Origin of the sequence: Streptomyces albus subsp. albus (genome assembly GCF_000725885.1) — a bacterium.
Taxonomy (GTDB): domain Bacteria; phylum Actinomycetota; class Actinomycetes; order Streptomycetales; family Streptomycetaceae; genus Streptomyces; species Streptomyces albus.
Genome location: NZ_JODR01000041.1, coordinates 1 through 18,975, shown reverse-complemented (window position 1 = coordinate 18,975; position 18,975 = coordinate 1). Strand labels below are relative to the sequence as shown.

The 18,975-nt window shown below is 72.7% G+C and carries 20 protein-coding genes; 14 read left to right on the top strand and 6 right to left on the bottom strand.

The window, feature by feature from the left end; translation table 11 throughout:
- The first annotated feature begins 40 nt into the window (after positions 1-40).
- From IO40_RS0131325 to IO40_RS0131315, 3 genes are all read left to right on the top strand, one after another.
- Entirely contained in the window at positions 41-643 is a 603-nt protein-coding gene (locus IO40_RS0131325; protein WP_016470277.1) for a DUF5998 family protein, read from the top strand.
- A complete protein-coding gene (locus IO40_RS0131320; RefSeq protein WP_016470278.1) occupies positions 640-1,866 on the top strand; it encodes an alkaline phosphatase family protein in 1,227 nt (408 codons plus the stop codon). Before IO40_RS0131325 ends, IO40_RS0131320 begins: the two co-directional genes overlap by 4 nt.
- Before the next feature lie 62 nt (positions 1,867-1,928).
- Positions 1,929-2,645 carry a thymidine kinase gene (locus IO40_RS0131315; RefSeq protein ID WP_016470279.1) on the top strand — a complete coding sequence of 239 codons (717 nt, stop codon included), beginning with the start codon at positions 1,929-1,931 and terminating at the stop codon, positions 2,643-2,645.
- Here IO40_RS0131315 and IO40_RS0131310 read toward each other — a convergent pair.
- A complete protein-coding gene (locus IO40_RS0131310) occupies positions 2,611-3,405 on the bottom strand; it encodes a VOC family protein (protein WP_030408808.1) in 795 nt (264 codons plus the stop codon). The genes IO40_RS0131315 and IO40_RS0131310 overlap by 35 nt on opposite strands.
- 227 nt (positions 3,406-3,632) lie before the next feature.
- Here IO40_RS0131310 and IO40_RS0131305 point away from each other — a divergent pair, with 227 nt between their 5' ends.
- Positions 3,633-4,481, top strand: coding sequence for a sulfurtransferase (locus IO40_RS0131305; RefSeq protein WP_016470281.1), 849 nt, complete (start codon positions 3,633-3,635; stop codon positions 4,479-4,481).
- An 82-nt stretch (positions 4,482-4,563) separates the two neighbouring features.
- On the opposite strand, the gene sepH is transcribed toward IO40_RS0131305, so the two are convergent.
- The gene (sepH, locus tag IO40_RS0131300) at positions 4,564-5,676 is read right to left on the bottom strand and encodes a septation protein SepH (RefSeq protein ID WP_064674543.1); all 1,113 of its coding nucleotides are present in this window, start codon (positions 5,674-5,676) and stop codon (positions 4,564-4,566) included.
- A gap of 425 nt (positions 5,677-6,101) precedes the next feature.
- On the opposite strand from sepH, the gene IO40_RS0131295 reads away from it, so the two are divergent.
- Positions 6,102-7,355, top strand: a complete 1,254-nt coding sequence (locus IO40_RS0131295; protein WP_031176587.1) for a hypothetical protein — start codon at positions 6,102-6,104, stop codon at positions 7,353-7,355.
- A gap of 105 nt (positions 7,356-7,460) precedes the next feature.
- On the opposite strand, the gene IO40_RS0131285 is transcribed toward IO40_RS0131295, so the two are convergent.
- Together IO40_RS0131285 and IO40_RS0131280 are read right to left on the bottom strand one after the other, a co-directional pair.
- Entirely contained in the window at positions 7,461-8,786 is a 1,326-nt protein-coding gene (locus IO40_RS0131285) for a D-arabinono-1,4-lactone oxidase (RefSeq protein WP_031176586.1), read from the bottom strand.
- Positions 8,749-10,095, bottom strand: a complete 1,347-nt coding sequence (locus tag IO40_RS0131280) for an MFS transporter (protein WP_016470285.1) — start codon at positions 10,093-10,095, stop codon at positions 8,749-8,751. The genes IO40_RS0131285 and IO40_RS0131280 overlap by 38 nt, the downstream gene beginning before the upstream one ends.
- A gap of 19 nt (positions 10,096-10,114) precedes the next feature.
- Between IO40_RS0131280 and IO40_RS0131275 the strand changes: the two genes are divergently transcribed.
- Together IO40_RS0131275 and IO40_RS0131270 are read left to right on the top strand one after the other, a co-directional pair.
- Positions 10,115-11,275, top strand: a complete 1,161-nt coding sequence (locus IO40_RS0131275; RefSeq protein WP_016470286.1) for a ferrochelatase — start codon at positions 10,115-10,117, stop codon at positions 11,273-11,275.
- A gap of 135 nt (positions 11,276-11,410) precedes the next feature.
- On the top strand, positions 11,411-12,247 hold the full coding sequence (locus tag IO40_RS0131270; protein ID WP_016470287.1) for an inositol monophosphatase family protein: 837 nt from the start codon (positions 11,411-11,413) through the stop codon (positions 12,245-12,247).
- 99 nt (positions 12,248-12,346) lie between these two features.
- Here IO40_RS0131270 and IO40_RS38125 read toward each other — a convergent pair whose 3' ends face one another.
- Complete coding sequence (locus IO40_RS38125) at positions 12,347-12,508, bottom strand: hypothetical protein (protein ID WP_016470288.1); 162 nt, start codon at positions 12,506-12,508, stop codon at positions 12,347-12,349.
- A gap of 320 nt (positions 12,509-12,828) precedes the next feature.
- Between IO40_RS38125 and IO40_RS0131260 the strand changes: the two genes are divergently transcribed.
- The 4 genes from IO40_RS0131260 to IO40_RS0131245 all read left to right on the top strand — a co-directional run bounded on the left by IO40_RS0131260 (position 12,829) and on the right by IO40_RS0131245 (position 16,310).
- Complete coding sequence (locus tag IO40_RS0131260) at positions 12,829-13,482, top strand: response regulator transcription factor (RefSeq protein ID WP_016470289.1); 654 nt, start codon at positions 12,829-12,831, stop codon at positions 13,480-13,482.
- Between the two features lie 7 nt (positions 13,483-13,489).
- A complete protein-coding gene (locus tag IO40_RS0131255; RefSeq protein WP_016470290.1) occupies positions 13,490-14,770 on the top strand; it encodes a sensor histidine kinase in 1,281 nt (426 codons plus the stop codon).
- A gap of 494 nt (positions 14,771-15,264) precedes the next feature.
- Positions 15,265-15,564, top strand: coding sequence for a DUF4193 domain-containing protein (locus IO40_RS0131250; RefSeq protein ID WP_016470291.1), 300 nt, complete (start codon positions 15,265-15,267; stop codon positions 15,562-15,564).
- The gene (locus tag IO40_RS0131245; RefSeq protein ID WP_415852658.1) at positions 15,477-16,310 is read left to right on the top strand and encodes a hypothetical protein; all 834 of its coding nucleotides are present in this window, start codon (positions 15,477-15,479) and stop codon (positions 16,308-16,310) included. The genes IO40_RS0131250 and IO40_RS0131245 overlap by 88 nt, the downstream gene beginning before the upstream one ends.
- 25 nt (positions 16,311-16,335) lie before the next feature.
- Here IO40_RS0131245 and IO40_RS0131240 read toward each other — a convergent pair whose 3' ends face one another.
- A complete protein-coding gene (locus IO40_RS0131240) occupies positions 16,336-16,803 on the bottom strand; it encodes a DUF3093 domain-containing protein (RefSeq protein ID WP_016470293.1) in 468 nt (155 codons plus the stop codon).
- A 57-nt stretch (positions 16,804-16,860) separates the two neighbouring features.
- Between IO40_RS0131240 and IO40_RS0131235 the strand changes: the two genes are divergently transcribed.
- From IO40_RS0131235 to IO40_RS0131225, 3 genes are read left to right on the top strand one after another with little or no spacing between them, the layout of a single operon-like run.
- Positions 16,861-17,463: a PaaI family thioesterase gene (locus IO40_RS0131235; RefSeq protein ID WP_016470294.1), complete on the top strand. Its 603-nt coding sequence runs from the start codon at positions 16,861-16,863 to the stop codon at positions 17,461-17,463.
- A complete protein-coding gene (gene dut, locus IO40_RS0131230) occupies positions 17,460-18,065 on the top strand; it encodes a dUTP diphosphatase (RefSeq protein ID WP_016470295.1) in 606 nt (201 codons plus the stop codon). Before IO40_RS0131235 ends, dut begins: the two co-directional genes overlap by 4 nt.
- A 1-nt stretch (position 18,066) precedes the next feature.
- Positions 18,067-18,852 carry a DUF3710 domain-containing protein gene (locus tag IO40_RS0131225; protein ID WP_016470296.1) on the top strand — a complete coding sequence of 262 codons (786 nt, stop codon included), beginning with the start codon at positions 18,067-18,069 and terminating at the stop codon, positions 18,850-18,852.
- Positions 18,853-18,975: the final 123 nt, after the last annotated feature.

Sequence of the window (18,975 nt, the reverse complement as noted above, 5' to 3'; positions counted from 1 at the left end):
CCGGGGTTCGGTGACGGTACGGCCCCGTAGGATGGCTGTCATGGCGAAGACCGGTACGACGACCCAGGGGCTGCGTGAGGCGATCGAGCGCAGCGGCTACTACCCGGCCCTCGTGGCCGAGGCCGTCGAGGCTGCGGTGGGCGGGGAACCTGTGGCCTCCTACCTTGTGCACCAGGAGACGACGTTCGACTCCAACGAGGTCCGCCGCCACGTCACGGTCCTGGTGCTCACCCGCACCCGCTTCCTCGTCAGCCACACCGACGAGCAGGCGGCGGACGGCACCTCGCCCTCCCCGTACGCCACCACCTCCACCGAGTCCGTGAAGCTGGAGCGGATCTCCTCCGTCGTGCTCTCCCGCGTGGTGGCCAACCCCGAGTCCTACACGCCCGGCACCCTGCCCCGAGAGGTCGTGCTGACCATCGGCTGGGGCGCCGTCTCCCGCCTCGACATGGAGCCCGCCACCTGCGGCGACCCCAACTGCGAGGCCGACCACGGCTACACGGGTTCCGCGACCGCCGACGACCTCTCGCTGCGGGTCAGCGAGGCCGGTGACGGCCCCGACACCGTGCGCCAGACCCTGGCCTTCGCCCAGGCGCTGTCCGAGGCCACCGCCGGCGCCGGCCGGGTCGGGCCTCCGCAGTGACCCCGCACCCCCCCTCGCACCCGCCCCGGACGGCACCGCTCGGCGATCTCCCGCCGGACGACGACGCCCCGCTCGACCCGCGTACGGCACCCGTACCGCGCTACGGCTCCGGTTCCCTCGCCGACCTGCTGCCCTCCATCGCCGCCGGGCTCGGCGTCCCCGGTATGACTGCCGGTCTGCCGCTGACCCCGGCCGACCGGGCCTGCGTCTTCCTGGTGGACGGCATGGGCTGGGAGGCGCTCAGGGCGCACCCTGACGAGGCACCGTTCCTCACCTCGCTGCTGCCCGGCTCCGCCAACGGCAGCGGTGAGCCGATTACCTCCGGTTTCCCCTCCACCACGGCCACCTCGCTGGCCTCCGTCGGCACCGGCCGCGTGCCCGGCGAACACGGCCTGCCGGGCTACACGGCGCTGGACCCGGCCACCGGGCAGCTGATGAACCAGCTGCGCTGGCAGCCGTGGACCGACCCGTACGTGTGGCAGCCGTACCCCACCGTCTTCCAGCAGGCCGCAGCCGCCGGGGTGAGCACCTGCCAGGTGACCGCACCGCACTTCGAGCACACCCCGCTCACCAAGATCGCGCTGTCCGGCGGCACCTTCCTGGGCCGGCTGTCGGCCGAGGACCGCATGGACCTGGCGGCGGAGCGGCTGGCCGGATCCGACCGCGCCCTGGTCTACACCTACTACGCGGAGCTGGACGGCAACGGACACCGCTACGGCATGGACTCCGACGCCTGGCGCGGCCAGCTGGCCTACGTGGACCGGCTCGCACAGCGCCTCGCCGAACAGCTCCCGCCCCGCTCGGCCCTCTACATCACCGCCGACCACGGCATGGTGGACATCCCCGAAGACACCGAGGCCCGCCTCGACTTCGACGAGGACTGGGAGCTGCGCGCCGGCGTCGCCCAGTTGGGCGGCGAGGGCCGGATGCGGCACGTCTACGCCGTGCCCGGCGCGGCCGGTGACGTGCACACGGTGTGGCGCGAGGTGCTCGCCGAGCGGGCCTGGGTCGTCACCCGCGAAGAGGCCGTCGAGCTGGGCTGGTTCGGACCCGGGGTCGAGCCCCGGGTCCGGGGCCGCATCGGCGACGTGCTCGCCGCGATGCGTGACGACATCGCCGTCGTCGCCACCCGCCGCGAGCCCAAGGAGTCCGAGCTGATCGGCATGCACGGCTCGGTCACCGCGGCCGAACAGCTCGTCCCGCTGCTCGAAGTCCGCACCTGACGGCCCGCCCGCCGCCCGCCTCCCCGAGGACCCGCCCGCACCCGAGAAAGGTCTCCTTCGTCATGCCAGAGCTGGTGTTCTTCTCCGGAACGATGGACTGCGGGAAGAGCACGCTCGCCCTCCAGATCGAGCACAACCGGTCGGCGCGCGGCCTCCAGGGCATGATCTTCACCCGGGACGACCGCGCGGGCGTGGGCAAGCTCTCCTCCCGGCTGGGACTGGTCGCCGAGGCCGTGGAGGTGGCCGAGGACCTCAACTTCCAGCAGCACCTGGTCAGACATCTGACCGCGGGCGGGCGCACCGACTACGTGATCGTCGACGAGGCGCAGTTCCTCTCGCCCGAGCAGGTCGAACAGCTGGCCCGCGTCGTGGACGAACTCGGCATCGACGTGTACGCGTTCGGCATCGCCACCGACTTCCGCACCCGGCTCTTCCCCGGCTCCCAGCGGCTGATGGAACTGGCCGACCGGCTGGAGACCCTCCAGGTCGAGGCGTTGTGCTGGTGCGGAGCGCGCGCCACCCACAACGCGCGCACGGTCGGCGGCCGGATGGTGGTCGAGGGCGCACAGGTGGTCGTCGGCGATGTCGGCGAGCCCAGCGGCGAGGTCGGCTACGAAGTGCTGTGCCGACGCCACCACCGCAGGCGGCTGACGGCCGCCTCGGCACGCGCCGGGGCGCTGTCGCCCGACGTCCTGCCCGTGGACGAGCCGTCCGCCGCACCGCCGGTGCCGCCCGGCGGCAAAGTCAGCGCGCCGGCGCCGCGGGCCGGATCACACTGAAGTGCGCGCCCTCCGGGTCCGCCAGCGTCGCCAGCCGCCCGTACGGTGAGTCGTCGGGGCCCCGCACCACCTGCCCGCCCAGTTCGGTGGCGCGCCCCGCCACCACGTCCGGGTCCTCGACGGCGAAGTAGGTGCGCCAGTGCGGCCCCCGGTCCCGGGGCAGGGACTCGCCCACTCCGTGGATGCCGGCCACCGGGCGCCCGTCCGCGTAGAGGGTCAGATAGTCCGTCCCCGGCGCCTCGACGGCCTCCGCCTTGTAACCGAACACCGCCTGGTAGAACTTGACCACCGAGTGCGTCTCCCGGGTGACCAGCTCGAACCAGACGGGCGCCCCCAACGTGCCCCGCGGGGCGTTCCCCAGGCCCGGCAGATGCGCGTCCTGCCACAGCCCGAACGGCGCACCGTGCGGGTCGGCGACGATCGCCATCCGGCCGGCGCTCTCCGCGTCCAGCGGGCCGACCGCCACGGTGCCGCCGTACGAACGGACGCCCGCGGCCGTGTCGTCCGCGTCGTCGCTGGCCAGATAGGGCAGCCACGCGACGGGCAGTCCGCGGCCCGGCGCCTTCTTCCCCAGCCCCGCCACCTCGTGCCCACCCACGACCGCCCGTACGTAGGGCCCCAGCTGCCGGGGGCCGGACTGGAACTCCCAGCCGAACAGCCCCCGGTAGAACTCCATGCCGACCTCCAGCTCGTGCACCATCAGGCTCGCCCATGCGCGCGCGCCGGGCGTGCGCCGTAGCCGAGTCGCTGCCTCGGTCATCTGCTTCGCTCCTTGACCATCATCGATGCGGTCGTGCGGGTGGAAGTGCCCCGGCGTCCTTGCCGTGGCTCCGTGACTACTCGTCAGTGCAGATGCTGTCACCACCTGTCGCGCCGCGCTCCCCGGCCGCGCCGCTTTTCTCCGCGTTCGGGGCGAGAATCCCCGATCCGTGTGCCGTTGCCGGGCTCGCGGGGCCACGATGGCGCCGTCTGCGGGAAGATGGCGCCATGACAGCCATCATCTCCGTACCCCGACTCGCGAGCGCTCTCGCCTCCGGGGACGCGCCCGTGCTGCTCGACGTGCGCTACAAGCCCGGCGAGCCGCCCGGGCTGCCGCTGTACCAGAAGGGCCACCTGCCCGGCGCCGTCTACATCGACCTGGAGCGCGAGCTGGCCGCACCGCCCGCCAAGGGCACCGGCCGCCACCCGCTGCCCCCGCTCGATGTCTTCGGCGCCGCGATGCGCCGGGCGGGCGTCACCGCGCGGCGGCCCGTGGTCGTCTACGACGCGGGCGGCATGGGCGGCGGCTGGGCCGCGGCCCGCTGCTGGTGGCTGCTGCGCTGGGCCGGTCACCCGGACGTGTGCGTCCTCGACGGCGGGCTGGCCGCCTGGGAGGCGGCGGGGGAGTCCGTCAGCACCGAGACGCCCGAGCCCGCGCCGGGCGACTTCGTGCCCGAGCCCGGCGGCATGCCGACGCTGGACGCGGACGAGGCGGCGGCGCTGGCCCGTCACGGGGTGCTCCTGGACGCCCGCGCGGCGGAGCGCTACCGCGGCGAGGTGGAACCGCTCGACCCGGTCGCCGGGCACATCCCGGGCGCCGTCTCGGCTCCCACCACGGACAACCTCACCGACGCCGGGACCTTCCGTTCCCCCCAAGCCCTCGCGGAGCGGTTCGAAGCGCTGGGCGCCGACCCCGGTGCGGAGGTCGGCGTCTACTGCGGCTCGGGCGTGTCGGCCGCCCAGGAAGTCCTCGCGCTCCACCTCGCCGGGATCGACGCGGCGCTGTACATCGGCTCCTGGAGCGAGTGGACGGCGGACCCGCGCCGTCCTGTCGCCACCGGGCCCGAACGGGGCTGAGAGGCGGCACCACGAGCCGTGAGGGGGCCGGCACGCCGGTCGGGCCCCCTCACGGGAGGCCGGCGGGGCCGGAACGGCCGGCCTACTCCTTCTTGCGGCGGGTGCCGAAGACGATCTCGTCCCAGCTGGGCACGGCGGCCCGCCGCCCCGGACGGACACCGTCCGCCTCGGCCTGCCGGTCGGTGTTGCCCTTGAGACGTTCGCGGTGCGATCCGACGGACCGCGGCATCAGCACATCCGCGTACGCCGACCCCGCGCCGGCGGCGGTCGCGGGCGGCTCGACGGCCTCCGGCTCCTCCTCGCACTCGGCGACGACGCCTTCATCCGCCTCGGCGGCCTGCTCCTCCTCCGCCGACCTGTCCGGCACGACGAGGTCGCCCCGGAAGCTGGGCACCGCCTCCAGCAGGCTGGTGAGCGAGTCGGGGCCGCCGGCGTCGTCGGCGCCGGGGAGCTGGTCGTCCTCGTCACCGGGGGCGGGCGCCAGCGGCGCGGGCTCCAGGTCGTGCCGGCCGAACCGCTCCGCGCGCTCGGTGCGGTCGCGCGGCAGCCGGGCGATGCGGGGCACGAACGGGAAGCTGGGCTCGGGCGTGTCGTCGGTCTCGCCGATCAGCGCCCTGGCCTCGTCGTCCGCGGCCTGCACCAGGCGGCGCGGCGGGTCGTAGGTCCAGGTCGCCGAGTGCGGCTGGCCGGCGACGCGGTAGGCGAGCAGCACCTCCCAGGTGCCGTCGTCACGCCGCCAGGAGTCCCAGTGGACGGACTCCTTGTCGGCGCCGCGCAGCAGCAGCCGTTCGCTGACGGCCTCGCCGAGCTGGGGCCCGGTGTTCTCGCCGGGGCGGCGCACGGGCGTCTTGCGGGCGCGCTCGGCCATGAAGGCGCGCTCGGCGAGCACGGGGCCCTCGAAGCGGCGCACCCGGTCGACGGGGATGCCCGCGAGGGACGCGACCTCCTCGGCGGAGGCACCGGCTCGTATCCGGGCCTGGATGTCGCGAGGCCGCAGGTGGCTCTCCACCTCGATCTCGATCTGGCCCAGCCGCGCCCGGTCGTTCCGGACGGCGGCGCGCAGCCGCTCGTCGATCGGAAGCGTGTATTCCGTGCTGTCGGCAGCTTTGAGCACCAGTCGTGTGCCGTCGTTGCTGACGGCCACGACACGCAGTTCGGGCATGGGGACCTCCCGGGTGGTGCCTGCCGACGTCACGTGCGTCGCTGCTCCCGCTAGACGAGTGTGGCCTGCCCGGGTGCAGCCTGCCACAACCTTGCCGACTTCCTCGGGGTCCGAGGTAGTTCAGATCGTTGTTCGAATCGTACGGAACCACCCGGTACCGCCGCTACGGCACGGTTACCTCCTCACAACGCACGGTGGCCGAGGTGGTCACCGTGAGCAGTCGGCGCCGGGTCAGAACCGAGACCAGGGCTCGTCACACTACTCCATTAGGGCCACCCGGGTGGACCGCCGCGCCACCGAAGTTGCTCCGAGGTAAGGGAGTTGACGCCCCAAGAGTCCATTTGGCCTGGATACGGGGGTGGGAAGCGTCACAGAACCACCCTAAATGGAACCTTCGGCTTCGCTGGAAAGTCCCCTATTCGTGCACAGTGGCTGGAGTGTGCGATCGAGGGCGTTAGATGGACAAGACAGACAAGAGTCACATAGCGGAGTTTCGAGATAGTGAGCGAGACACCGAGAGGGAAGAGGAGAAAAGTGGCAAGAGCCGCAAAAAGCTCGACCTGAGCCTCGCGCAGGTACTGGGCAGTGCCGTGGCCGCGGTGGTCGCCGCCTTCGCGGCCGGCCAGCTGGGCGTCTACGGCACTTTCCTCGGGGCCGGCGTGGTCAGCCTCGTCGCCACCAGTGGCGGCCCGATCTTCCAGCACTTCTTCAGCAAGACCGGTGAGCAAATCAAGGAAGTGACCCTGCCGCCGAAGGCCCGCCGTCTCCCGGTGGGGGACCCGGCCGCCGGCTGGAAGAGCGACGACGGTCACCACACCGCCCAGGCCGCCCACAACGCGGAGGCGCTGGACGGCGCCCCCGGTACGCGCGGCGTCCACGACTCCCAGGCCACCCGGCTCTTCCCGGCCGCCACCCCCGAGGGCACGGCAGCCGGCGCCGACGACGCCACCAGGGCCCTGCGTGTGGACGACGTCACCCGTGCCCTGCGCACCGACGGGAAGGACACCGACGACGCCACCAGGATGCTCCGTCCCCAGCGGGCGGCCACCGGGGCGCCCGGCGACGACGCGACCCGGGTGCTGGGCACCGTCAAGCGCCCGGCCGGTCCGGCGGGCTCCGAGGCGGTTCCCGGCGACGGGGAGTTCACCGAGGCGACGACACACGGCACCCGCTGGCGCGGCTGGCGGCGCACCCTGCTGCCCGCCGCGGTGGTGTTCGTGATCGCGATCGGCGGCATCACGGCGTACGAGGCGATCTCCGGGCACACCGTCTCCGGCGGCAAGGGCACCTCGATCAGCGACGTGTTCCGTTCGGGGAGCGGGTCCTCCGGTGACAGCACGCCGGAGCAGCAGCCCACCGATCCCGATCCGGGCCAGTCGGAGCAGGACGACGGCACCACGCCGAGCCCCGGGGACTCCCAGCCCTCCACCGGCCCCGGCGACCAGGGCGGCGAGCACCGGGACCAGCCCGGCTCCGGCGACTCTGGTGGCCGGTCCACCCCGACGCCGGACCCGTCGGGCACCCAGCCGGGCGGCGCGGGCGGCTCCCAGGACGGCGACGGCAGCGGCACCGGCAAGACGCCCGGCCAGGGCGGCGACCAGGACAGCGGGCAGGACGGCAGCGACAGCGGCACCGACTCCGACAAGGGTGCGGGTGGCGCGGGCTCCGGCAGTCAGCTGCCCCAGAAGCAGCCGGTCATCCCGCAGGGCTGACCGCGGCGCTCCTGCGGGAAGGGGCCGTTCTCCCTCGGACGAGGGAGAACGGCCCCTTCGTCGTTCCGTGCCGGGTGTCCGGGCCGCGCTGGGGAGCGTTGCGGGTCAGTCGCCCAGGACGCGCCGCAGATAGGGGTTGCCGAAGACGCGGTCCGGGTCGAGCCGGTCGCGCAGGGCGGTGAACTCGGTGAACCGGGGGTAGACCCCGGCGAGGTACTCGGCGTCCCTGCTGTGCAGCTTGCCCCAGTGCGGGCGGCCGGCGTGCGCCGTCATGATGCGCTCGACCGCGCTGAAATAGGCCTGGTGCGGTGTGCCCCGGTACATGTGGACGGCCACGTACGCCGTCTCCCGCCCGCCGGCCGTGGAGAGCGGTATGTCGTCCGCGGGTGCGGTGCGCACCTCGACGGGGAAGCTGACCCGGAATCCGGACCGCTCCACCAGCGCCTTGAGCTCCCGCAGCGCGGTGGTGAGCGCGGCGCGCGGCAGGGCGTACTCCATCTCCACGAAGCGCACCCGGCGCGGGCTGGTGAAGACTTTGTAAGGGATGTCGGTGTAGGTGCGGGCCGACAGGGCGCGGCTGGAGACGCGGGCGACGGCGGGGACGGTGGCGGGCACGGCGCGGCCCAGTGCGCAGGCGGCCTGGAAGACCCCGTTGGAGAGCAGTTCGTCGTCTATCCAGCCGCGCATCCGGGGGAGCGGGGCGGCCGGGCCCGCGCTGCGGTTGTTCCGCTTGGTGTTGCAGTTGTCGGTGTGGGGGAACCAGTAGAACTCGAAGTGCTCGTTCTCGGTCACCAGCTGATCGAATTCGGAGATCACCCGTTCGAACGGCATCGGTTCCTCGCGGGCCATGAGCAGGAACTCCGGCTCCACGGCGAACGTCAGCTCCGTGATCACCCCCAGCGCGCCCAGGCCCACCCGCGCGGCGGCGAAGACGTCCCGCTCCTCCTCGCCGCCCTCGGCCGAGCAGCGCAGCACCGAACCGTCCGCCAGCACCATCTCCAGCCCCGTGAGCTGGGCCGCGACGGAGGCCGAGTCCCGGCCGGTGCCGTGGGTGCCGGTGCTGACCGCCCCCGAGACGGTCTGCTCCATGATGTCGCCCATGTTCGTCAGGGACAGGCCCCGTGCCGCCAGCGCAGCGTTGAGCACCTTCAGCGGTGTACCGGCGCCGACGGTGACCGTGCCCGCCTCCCGGTCCACGCGGCGTACCCCGGCCAGCCGCTCGGGGCGTATCAGCACTCCGTCGGTGACGGCCGCTGCCGTGAACGAGTGACCCGTTCCCGCGGCCTTGACCCGCAGCCCGTCGGCGGCGGCGCGGCGCACCACCTCGGCCAGGGCCTCGGTCGTGGAGGGGAAGACCGTCCGTTCGGGGGCGGCGGTCACGTTCCCCGCCCAGTTACGCCATGTCGCCGCTCGGTTGTTCGTCGTTCGCACGCCCGTCACTGACCGTCCCCTCTCGCCGCGGCACCGGCCGAGAGTTCAGCCGGCGGTAGCCGAGGAACGCCACCAGGGCCGCCACCGCCCCCGCCACGGCGGGAACTGCGTAGGCACGGCCGGCGCCGAAGGTGTCGACGGCCCAGCCGGCCGCCGAGGACCCGAGCGCCACCCCGACCGCGAGCCCCGTGCTGGTCCACGTCATGCCTTCCGTCAGCTTGGCGCGCGGGACGAGCTGTTCGACGAGGGCCATGGTGGTGACCATCGTCGGGGCAATGGTCATGCCCGCGAGGAAGAGCGCCACGGCCAGGGACGGCAGGTTCCCCACCAGTTGGAGAGGGATCATACTCACGGCCATCGCACAGACACCCCACAGCCATCTGCGGGCCGGCGGGCCGGCCGGGCGCAGCACCCCGAAGACCGCGCCGGCCAGCACCGAGCCGAGCGCGTAGACGGCCAGGAGCAGGCTGGAGACCGCCTTGTGGCCCGCCTCCTGGGAGAACGCGACCGTCACCACGTCGATCGAGCCGAAGATCGCCCCGGTGAACGCGAAGGCACCCACCAGCACCTGGAGCCCCGGCGTGCGCAGCGCCGAACCGCCCCCGTGGGCCCGCGGCGGATGCGGCGGCGGTTCTGTGGCGCGCTGGGTGCTCAGCCACGTCACCCCCAGCAGCAGGAAGCAGGCGGCCAGCAGCGGGCCCGCCTCCGGGAAGACACCCGTGGACAGACCGATGGCCAGGATCGGCCCCACGATGAAGCAGCACTCGTCGACGATCGACTCGAAGCTGAACGCCGAGTGGAGCAGCCGCGGCTCGCTCCGGAGCAGGTGCGCCCAGCGGGCCCGCACCATCGCGCCCACGCTCGGCATGGCCCCGGCGCCGACGGCCCCCGCGAACAGCAGCACCTCGGGCGCGTCCAGCCGGGCCGCCGTCACAAGACCCGCGACGGCCAGCACCGTCACCAGCATCGCGGGCTGTATCACCCGCCGCTGTCCGTGCCGGTCCACCAGCCGCGATATCTGCGGGCTGATGGCCGCGGAGGAGAGCGCCACCGTCGCCGAGAGCGCTCCCGCCAGCCCGTACCGGCCGGTGAGCTGGGAGACCATCGTGACGATGCTGATGCCCATCATCGACAGCGGGAGCCGGCCGAGGAAGCCGGCGGCGGAGAAGGTCCTGCTTCCGGGCGCGGCGAAGAGCGCGCGGTAGGGGCTGGAGGGTCTGGCCAACTGGGTAACGCTCGCCGATCGGATCAGACGGACGGGGGAGGCATCCAGCTTACGGGCGGGAGGGCGCCCGTCCTTCCCCCACACCGGATGGGAGGATCGAGACATGTCCGATGCGCTGCCCACCGAATCGTCCAGCCCCGACCGGGGCACCTCAGCGGCCCCCTACGACGCGCTGCTGCTGCTCTCCTTCGGCGGCCCGGAAGGGCCGGACGACGTCGTCCCGTTCCTGGAGAACGTCACCCGCGGACGCGGCATCCCCCGCGAACGGCTCGAAGAGGTGGGACAGCACTACTACCTCTTCGGCGGGGTCAGCCCCATCAACGAGCAGAACCGTGAGCTGCTGGCCGCCCTCCGCGAGGACTTCGCAGCCAACGGCCTCGACCTGCCCGTCTACTGGGGCAACCGGAACTGGGCGCCATACCTGACCGACACCCTGCGCGACATGGTGCGCGACGGTCACCGGCGCGTCCTCGTCCTGGCCACCAGCGCCTACGCCTCCTACTCCGGCTGCCGCCAGTACCGCGAGAACCTCGCCGAGTCGCTGGCCGCCCTCCGGGCGGAGGGCCTCCCGGTGCCGCGGGTGGACAAGCTGCGGCACTACTTCAACCACCCCGGCTTCGTCGACCCCGTCGTCGACGGCGTGGTGGCCTCCCTCGCGGAGCTTCCCGAGGACGTGCGCGCCGCGGCCCATCTGACCTTCACCACCCACTCCATCCCGACCGCGGCGGCCGACACCTCCGGCCCCGAGGAGGCGCACGGTGACGGCGGTGCCTACGTGGCGCAGCACCTGGATGTCGCCGAGCTGATCACCGAGGCGGTACGCAAGCGCACCGGCACCGCGCACCCCTGGAGCCTCGTCTACCAGTCGCGCAGCGGCCCGCCGTCGGTGCCGTGGCTGGAGCCCGACATCTGCGATCACCTGGAGGAGCTCCACGGCAAGGGCGTGCCGGGGACCGTCATGGTGCCCATCGGCTTCGTCTCGGACCACATGGAGGTCCTCTACGACCTGGACACCGAGGCCATGGCCAAGGCAGCCGAGCTGGGGCTGCCGGCCCGCCGCTCGCCCACCGTCGGCGCCGACCCGCGGTTCGCCGCGGCCGTCCGGGACCTGGTGCTGGAGCGGGCCGCCGCCGAGCGCGACGAGTCCCCTGTCCGGTGCGCGCTGGGCGCCCTGGGCCCCAGCCACGACCTGTGTCCCGTCGGCTGCTGCCCGGCCCGGACGCCCAAGCCGGCGGCGGCCGGCGCCGACGCACCGGAATTCTGACCATCCGCGGGGTGCGCGCCGCCGCACCGCCGGCAGGGGGCGCACTGCCGCACCACCCGGCGGGCGGGTCATGCTGGCCCGGCGCGCGGCCGTGCGCGCCCCGTACGCGAACCGACGAGTAGGAGCAGCGAGAACGTGACCGACACGCCCCAGCAGTCCGCTCCCGCCGACGCCGACGACGCCCTGAAGGCCGAACTGCTCGCCCTCGCCCAGGAAGCCGCCCGCCGTGCCGGGGCCCTCCTGCGTGACGGCCGCCCCGCCGACCTGGAGGTGGCCGCGACCAAGACCAGCCCCATCGACGTGGTCACCGAGATGGATCTGGCGTCCGAGAAGCTGATCACCGGCTTCCTGTCCGAGCACCGCCCCGACGACGGCTTCCTCGGCGAGGAGGGCGCCACCAGCGAGGGCACCTCCGGCGTCCGCTGGGTGATCGACCCGGTGGACGGCACCGTCAACTACCTGTACGGACGCCCCGACTGGGCCGTCTCCATCGCCGCCGAGTACCGGGGCGAGCGCGTCGTGGGCGTGGTTGCGGCCCCGGTACGCGGCGAGACCTGGCACGCCGTCCTCGGGCAGGGCGCCTATCTGGACGGGCGCCGGCTGCACTGCCGGCCGGCACCGCCGCTGGAGCAGGCGCTCATCGGGACGGGCTTCGGCTACATCGCCGAGCGGCGCGTCGCCCAGGCCGCGGTCGCCCGCGAGCTGGTGCCGCGGGTCCGGGACATCCGCCGCGCCGGGTCGGCCGCGATCGACCTGTGCGACGTGGCGGCCGGCCGGCTGGACGGCTACTACGAGCGCGGCCTTAACCCCTGGGACCTGGCCGCGGGCGACCTCGTCGCGCGGGAGGCCGGCGCCCTGACCGGCGGACGCCCCGGTCTGCCCCCGGACGGGGAGCTGACCGTCGCCGCCTCGCCGGGTGTCTTCGCGGTCCTCCAGCCCCTGCTGGAGGACCTGGGCGCCTGGCACGACTGAGGGCGCGCCCGGCGGAAGTGGGCCGGGCCACACAGAACGGCACAAAAACGTGGTGCGGCCCCGGCAGGGGCCGCACCACGGGGTGTCGGTCGGGCGTCGTCAGGCGACCTGCACGCCGTGCTCGGCGGCGAGGCGGTGGAGGTCGGCCAGTTCCGACTCCTCGACGTCCACGAGGAAGTCGTCGCCCAATTCACGTGCGCGGTCCAGGTCGGACTCCGTGGTCCGTATGCGCTGCAGGATGCCTGCGGTGAACGCGTCCATGGTTGTGCCCCCTCGTCGCGGGTCGGTGGCACGGGGTGTGCCGAGGGTTTGCAGTGCTGAGTCCCGGTCACGGCGTGGTCCCCGGCTGCGTCAGCGGCGGCTCGTGGCACGCTGCGCACAGGGCGTGATCGCGGGTGGTGCTCACGTCCTCCCCACCGGAAACCTCAGAGAAACCTCAACGAGGGCGAAAAAAGTGTGCGAGTGCCTCACCCCGGCGGCTCCACGGCCCCTCGTCCCGCCCCCTTACAGCCGGTTTACCGGCGTCCGGGGCACGATGGGGTACACATCCCCCACTCGCACCACAGGGAAGGAACAGCGCCGTGCGCGTACTCGTCGTCGAGGACGAGCAGCTGCTCGCCGATGCCGTGGCGACGGGCCTCCGCCGGGAGGCCATGGCCGTCGATGTCGTCTACGACGGGGCGGCGGCGCAGGAGCGCATCGACATCAACGACTACGACGTCGTCGTCCTCGACCGTGACCTGCCGCTCGTCCACGGGGACGACGTCTGCCGCCGGATCATCGAGCTGGGCCTGCCCACCCGGGTGCTGATGCTCACGGCCTCCGGGGACGTGAGCGACCGGGTGGCCGGTCTGGAGCTGGGCGCCGACGACTACCTGCCCAAGCCCTTCGCGTTCTCCGAGCTGACCGCCCGGGTGCGGGCGCTGGGGCGGCGTGCGACCACGGCCCTGCCGCCCGTCCTGGAGCGGGCCGGGATCAAGCTGGACCCGGGACGGCGCGAGGTCTCCCGCGACGGCCGGGAGGTGCAGCTGGCCCCCAAGGAGTTCGCCGTGCTGGAGGTCCTGCTGCGGGCCGACGGCGGCGTGGTCTCCGCCGAGCAGCTCCTGGAGAAGGCGTGGGACGAGAACACCGACCCGTTCACCAATGTGGTGCGCGTCACGGTGATGACGCTGCGCCGTAAACTCGGCGAGCCGCCGGTGATCGTCACCGTGCCCGGCGCCGGCTACCGGATCTGAGGCCGAGATGCCACCCTCCACCTCCGCCACCGGCACCGACTGGGGCGGAAACGGCACCCCCGCGGCGCCCCGCACACCGCCCAAGCCGAACTGGGACCCCCGGGATGCGCAGCGCCCCTCCCCGTGGCTGCGGCCGACCATCCGGATAAGGCTCACGCTGCTGTACGGCGGCATGTTCCTGATCGCCGGCGTGCTGCTGCTGACGATCATCTACCTGCTGGCGGCGCAGGCCCTCGACCAGATCAGCGAGCTGCCGTTCCGCATCCTCAGCGGCAAGACCCAGCCCACCTCGGACCGCTGTCCGGGGCTGACCGGGACGCTGCCCAGCGACGTGTTCACGGACCGCCTGTCGGCCTGTCTGGAGGCCCAGCGCGGGATCGCCCTGGACGGACTGCTGCGGCGCTCCCTGCTGGCCCTGGTGGGGCTGGCGGTGGCCGCCTTCGCGTTCGGCTACGTGATGGCCGGCCGCGTCCTGTCGCCGCTGGGCCGCATCACCCGCACCGCACGCCAGGTGGCCGGCTCGGACCTGCACAAGCGGATCGAGCTGGAGGGTCCGGACGACGAGCTCAAGGAGCTGGCGGACACCTTCGACGAGATGCTGGACCGGCTCAACCGGGCGTTCACCGCCCAGCAGCGTTTCGTGGCCAACGCCTCCCACGAGCTGCGCACCCCACTGGCGATCAACCGCACGCTGCTGGAGGTGCAGCTCGCCGACCCGGAGGGCTCACCGGAGCTCCAGCAGCTGGCCAAGACGCTGCTGGCCACCAACGAGCGCAGCGAGCAGCTGGTGGAGGGCTTGCTGCTGCTGGCCCGCAGCGAGAACGAACTGGTGGACCGCAAACCGGTGGACCTGGCCGAGGTCGCCTCGCAGGCCGTGGAGCAGGCCCGGGGCGAGGCCGAGACCAAGGGCGTGGAGCTGCGCGGGGTGCGTCAGCCCACCTACGTCCAGGGGAACGGGGTCCTGCTGGAGCGGGTCGCCCTGAACCTGGTGCAGAATGCCGTGCGCTACAACCTGCGTGACGGGGGATGGGTCTCGGTCAGTACCGAGGCGCAGCCGGGGCAGGCGGTGCTGGTGGTCGAGAACACCGGTCCCGTCGTCCCCGCCTACGAGCTGGACAACATCTTCGAGCCGTTCCGGCGGCTGCGTACGGAACGGACGGGCAGTGACAAGGGGGTCGGGCTGGGGCTGTCCATCGTGCGGTCGGTGGCGCGGGCCCACGGCGGCTCGGTCGCCGCGGTGCCGCGCGAGGAGGGCGGCCTGGTGATGCGGGTGACGCTGCCGCTGTGAGCGAACGGTCCGAACGTCCACGGGGATCCTCGTGGATGTTTCCCGGGGCGGAGCACGGCGGACACGGAAAGTGAGGAATGAGAGCGGAAAGTGATCGGGGAGGGAATACGGATGACTACGGTCGGTGAATGGCCGTATATCTAATCGGTAGCCCTCGCTCCGGTTGCGAAGATGCTGTGATCGATCACACACACGAATTTTCGGGGGATGCGCAGCGTGGCCGCGAGGCGGGAAGAAATCCCGGAAAATCCAGGTTTCCGCAGGTGGAGATCGTGGGCAGTACCCGGGATGGCATGCGCGGAGCGCTACCGGGGACCGTTTATGGTCCTCCTCGACAGCCGACGTGATCACCTCTTCAGGGGTGCGGTTGGGTGTCGATTGAGTAACAGACCTTGATGTGAGGCAAAATCTCCGCCTCGGGCCGGGCACAAGTCCGGCCTCTCACGCGTTACGTGCGCTGGAGACACCACAGACACCCAGAGGGGGAGAGCGACATGGCTACGGATTACGACACTCCACGCAAGACCGACGACGACGTCAACGAAGACAGCATCGAGGAGCTGAAGGCCCGCCGTAACGACAAGTCCGCGTCCAATGTCGACGTGGACGAGTTCGAGCAGGCGGAGGGCCTTGAGCTGCCCGGGGCGGACCTCTCCAACGAGGAGCTGTCCGTCCGCGTGCTGCCGCGCCAGGCGGACGAGTTCACCTGCATGAGCTGCTTCCTGGTGCACCACCGCTCCCAGCTCGCCGCGGAGAAGAACGGCCAGCCGATCTGCCGCGACTGCGCGGCCTGAGCCGAGCGGGACTGCTGCTCGTGGCGGTCGACGACGCACGTGACGACGAGCGGGGCCTTCGTGACCGGTCGGCCTCGCTCGTGCCGTACGGGGACGGCACGGCGGACGGCACAGCGCCGTCCGTGAGCGACGAGCAGGACAACCGGCTGCGGCGCGCGCGGGGGCGCCGTACACGCGCCTTCCTGCGCGCCGTCGCCGAGCGCATCATCGAGACCGCACCGCGTGTGCCGGTGCGGGACCTGGAGACCCTCCAGAAGCAGTTTCCCGGCCTGGGCACCGAAGAGCTGGCCGACAAGCTGGTGGCCGGGGCCACCAAGGGGTCGGCCACCGTCGGTGCCGGGGTCGGTGCCGCGGCCATGCTGCCGGTGCCGCCCGCCATGCCCGCCGAACTGGCCGCCGAGATCGTCGGCGTGGCCGGTGTGGAACTGAAACTGATCGCAGAGCTGCACGAGGTCTACGGGCGCCGGGCGCCCGGCAACGCCCGCGAGCGGGCCATGGCCTATCTGGGCGCCTGGACCGCCGAGCGGGGCATCGACGTCACCAAGCCGGCCACCCTGAACGCGGCCATGGGCGGGGAGATGCGGCGCCGGCTGCGGCAGCAGATCATGAAGCGCACCCTGCGCAACCTGCCGAACCTGGCACCGTTCCTGATAGGCGCGGCCGTCGGGGCTTACCTCAACCGGCAGGACACCGCGAAGCTCGCCCGGCGTGTTCGCGAGGACCTGCGGCGCGGCCCCGCCGCCTGAGCACCGGGGCGGCTGCGCCCCGCCGTCAGGACCGGGAGGTCTCCCGCGCGGCCCGCAGCGCCGCCACCAGCTCCTCGGGGTGCCGGGTGGAGACGTACACGTACGGCGTCGGGTCCTCCGGGTCGGTCACCTCGATGCGGACCGCGGTGGGCACGTAGCCGCGCAGCACCATGTGGGCGCGGGTGTCGGCCTTGTACGTCCGCCAGGCGCGGGCCTCCTCGCCCTCCAGCGCCTCCGCCTCACCCAGGGCCGACAGCGGGATCCGGGCGTCCCCCGCGACCAGGGAACCGGCCACCACACGTACCCGTACGCCGCCGTAGGAGCTGACGCACACGGCGGCCAGCGCGGCTCCTCCCACCAGACCGCACAGGGCGGGCAGCAGCCCCAGCGGGAACAGCATCAGGGCACAGCCGACACCGATCCCGGCGGCGATCAGCCACCAGGAACGGGGAGCGGTGAGACGTTCGTCGTAGGGCGAGGACGCGGGATGCATGTGTCCAGCTTGGCACGGCGCCCCGGCGCGCCCCGCACGGCGGTAAGGTCTGCCCCTGTGAGTGCAGTGATTCCTCCCGGTTCCCCGAAGACCTCGCTGGTGCCGCCGCAGGACGCCGTGGCGCCGGTGCGCCATCCGGACGCCCCCGCGCCGGGCTCCCCGCTGGGTGCCCACTACCGGATGTGCTTCGGCTGCGGCGAGGACCAGCAGCACGGTCTGCACCTGAAGGCATGGGCCGGGGAAGGGGTGAGCGTCACCGCGCGGTTCACCGTCAAGCCCGCGCACCAGGGCGCCCCCGGTCTCGCGCACGGCGGGATACTGACCAGCGCGCTGGACGAGACGCTGGGCTCCCTGAACTGGCTGATGCACATCATCGCGGTGACCGGACGGCTGGAGACCGACTTCCTGCTGCCGGTGCCGGTCGGCACCGAGCTGCACATCGAGGCGTGGGCCACCGCCGTGCACGGGCGCAAGATCTACTGCACGGCGACCGGCCGCATGGGCGGCCCCGGCGGGCCGGTGGCCGTGCGGGCCGACGCGCTGTTCATAGAGGTGCAGGTGGAGCACTTCATCGAGAACGGCCGCGAGGAGGAGATCCACGCGGCCATGGAGGACCCGGACCAGGTCAGGCGCGCCCGCGCCTTCGAGGTGAACCCATGAGCACGACCGACCACGGTGCCTGCCCCGCACCGCGCGGCCCTGTCGAGGTGCTGCTGCGGCGTCTCGACCCCGAAGTACCGCTGCCTGCCTACCAGCACCCGGGGGACGCCGGGTGCGATCTGGTGACCACCGAGAGTGCCGAGCTGGCGCCGGGGGAGCGGGCGGTGCTGCCGACCGGGATCTCCCTCGCCCTGCCCGACGGTTACGCCGCCTTCGTCCATCCGCGCTCGGGTCTGGCGGCCCGCTGCGGCGTCGCGTTGGTGAATGCCCCGGGAACGGTGGATGCCGGGTACCGTGGTGAGATCAAGGTGATCGTGGCCAATCTGGACCCGCGCGAGGCTGTGCGGTTCGAGCGGTTCGACCGTATCGCCCAACTCGTCGTCCAGCAGGTGGAGAAGGTGCGTTTCCGCGAGGTGGAGGAGCTGCCCACGTCGGCGCGTGCCGCGGGCGGTTTCGGCTCCACGGGCGGCCATGCGGCAGGCCGCACCGGCCCGGAGGCGGACTCGGCGGAGGAAGCGGGCTCCATCCAGCAGACAGCCGCACAGCAGAAGCATTACGTTGCGGTCGGTGCCGATCGAGCTTCCGACCTGAGAGGACAGTGACGTGTTCGGACGTCGTCGCAAGAAGAGCGAAAAGCCTGAGAAGGGCGCCTCGGACGAGTTCGAGACGGAACAGGACGGCCAGGACGAGCCGCAGGACGGCGCGGAAGCCGGCGCGGCCGGGGAGACCAAGGTCAAGCTGCCCCCGGCCCCCCGTCCCGACGGCCCCTGGGACCTGAGCGAGGTCAGCGAGCCCGATTCCGGCCGGGTGGATCTCGGCGGGCTCTTCATCCCCGGTGTCGAGGGCATGGAGCTGCGGGTGGAGGTCGCGGGTGACGCGATCGTCGCGGCGACCGTCGTGCTCCAGGACAGCGCCATCCAGCTCCAGGCGTTCGCCGCCCCCAAGCGGGAGGGCATCTGGGACGAGGTGCGGGAGGAGATCGCCTCAGGCATCACCCAGCAGGGGGGCGTCATCGACGAGGTGGACGGCCCGCTCGGCTGGGAGCTGCGTGCCCAGGTGCCGGTGCAGCTGCCCGACGGCACCGGTGGTGTGCAGGTCGTGCGGTTTGTGGGGGTGGACGGCCCGCGCTGGTTCCTGCGCGGGGTGATCTCCGGCCAGGGCGCCGTCCAGCCGGAGGCGGCAGGTGTGCTGGAGCAGATCTTCCGGGACACCGTCGTGGTGCGCGGTGACGGGCCGATGGCGCCGCGTGACCCGATCGTCCTCAAGCTGCCCCAGGACGCGCAGATGGTGCCCGACGGTGTGCAGCAGGAGACGGTCGAGGAGGGCTCCCGCTTCGCGGGCGGGCTCGACAAGCTCCAGCGCGGCCCGGAGATCTCCGAGGTGCGGTAGCGCCCCGCCCGGTTCCCGGGCGACAGCTTTCCTGGTACGACGAACGGCCGGGTCCCTTCGGGGGCCCGGCCGTTCGTCGTGCGGGGTGCGGGGTGCGGGGTGCGGGGCGCGGTCATGGGGGCC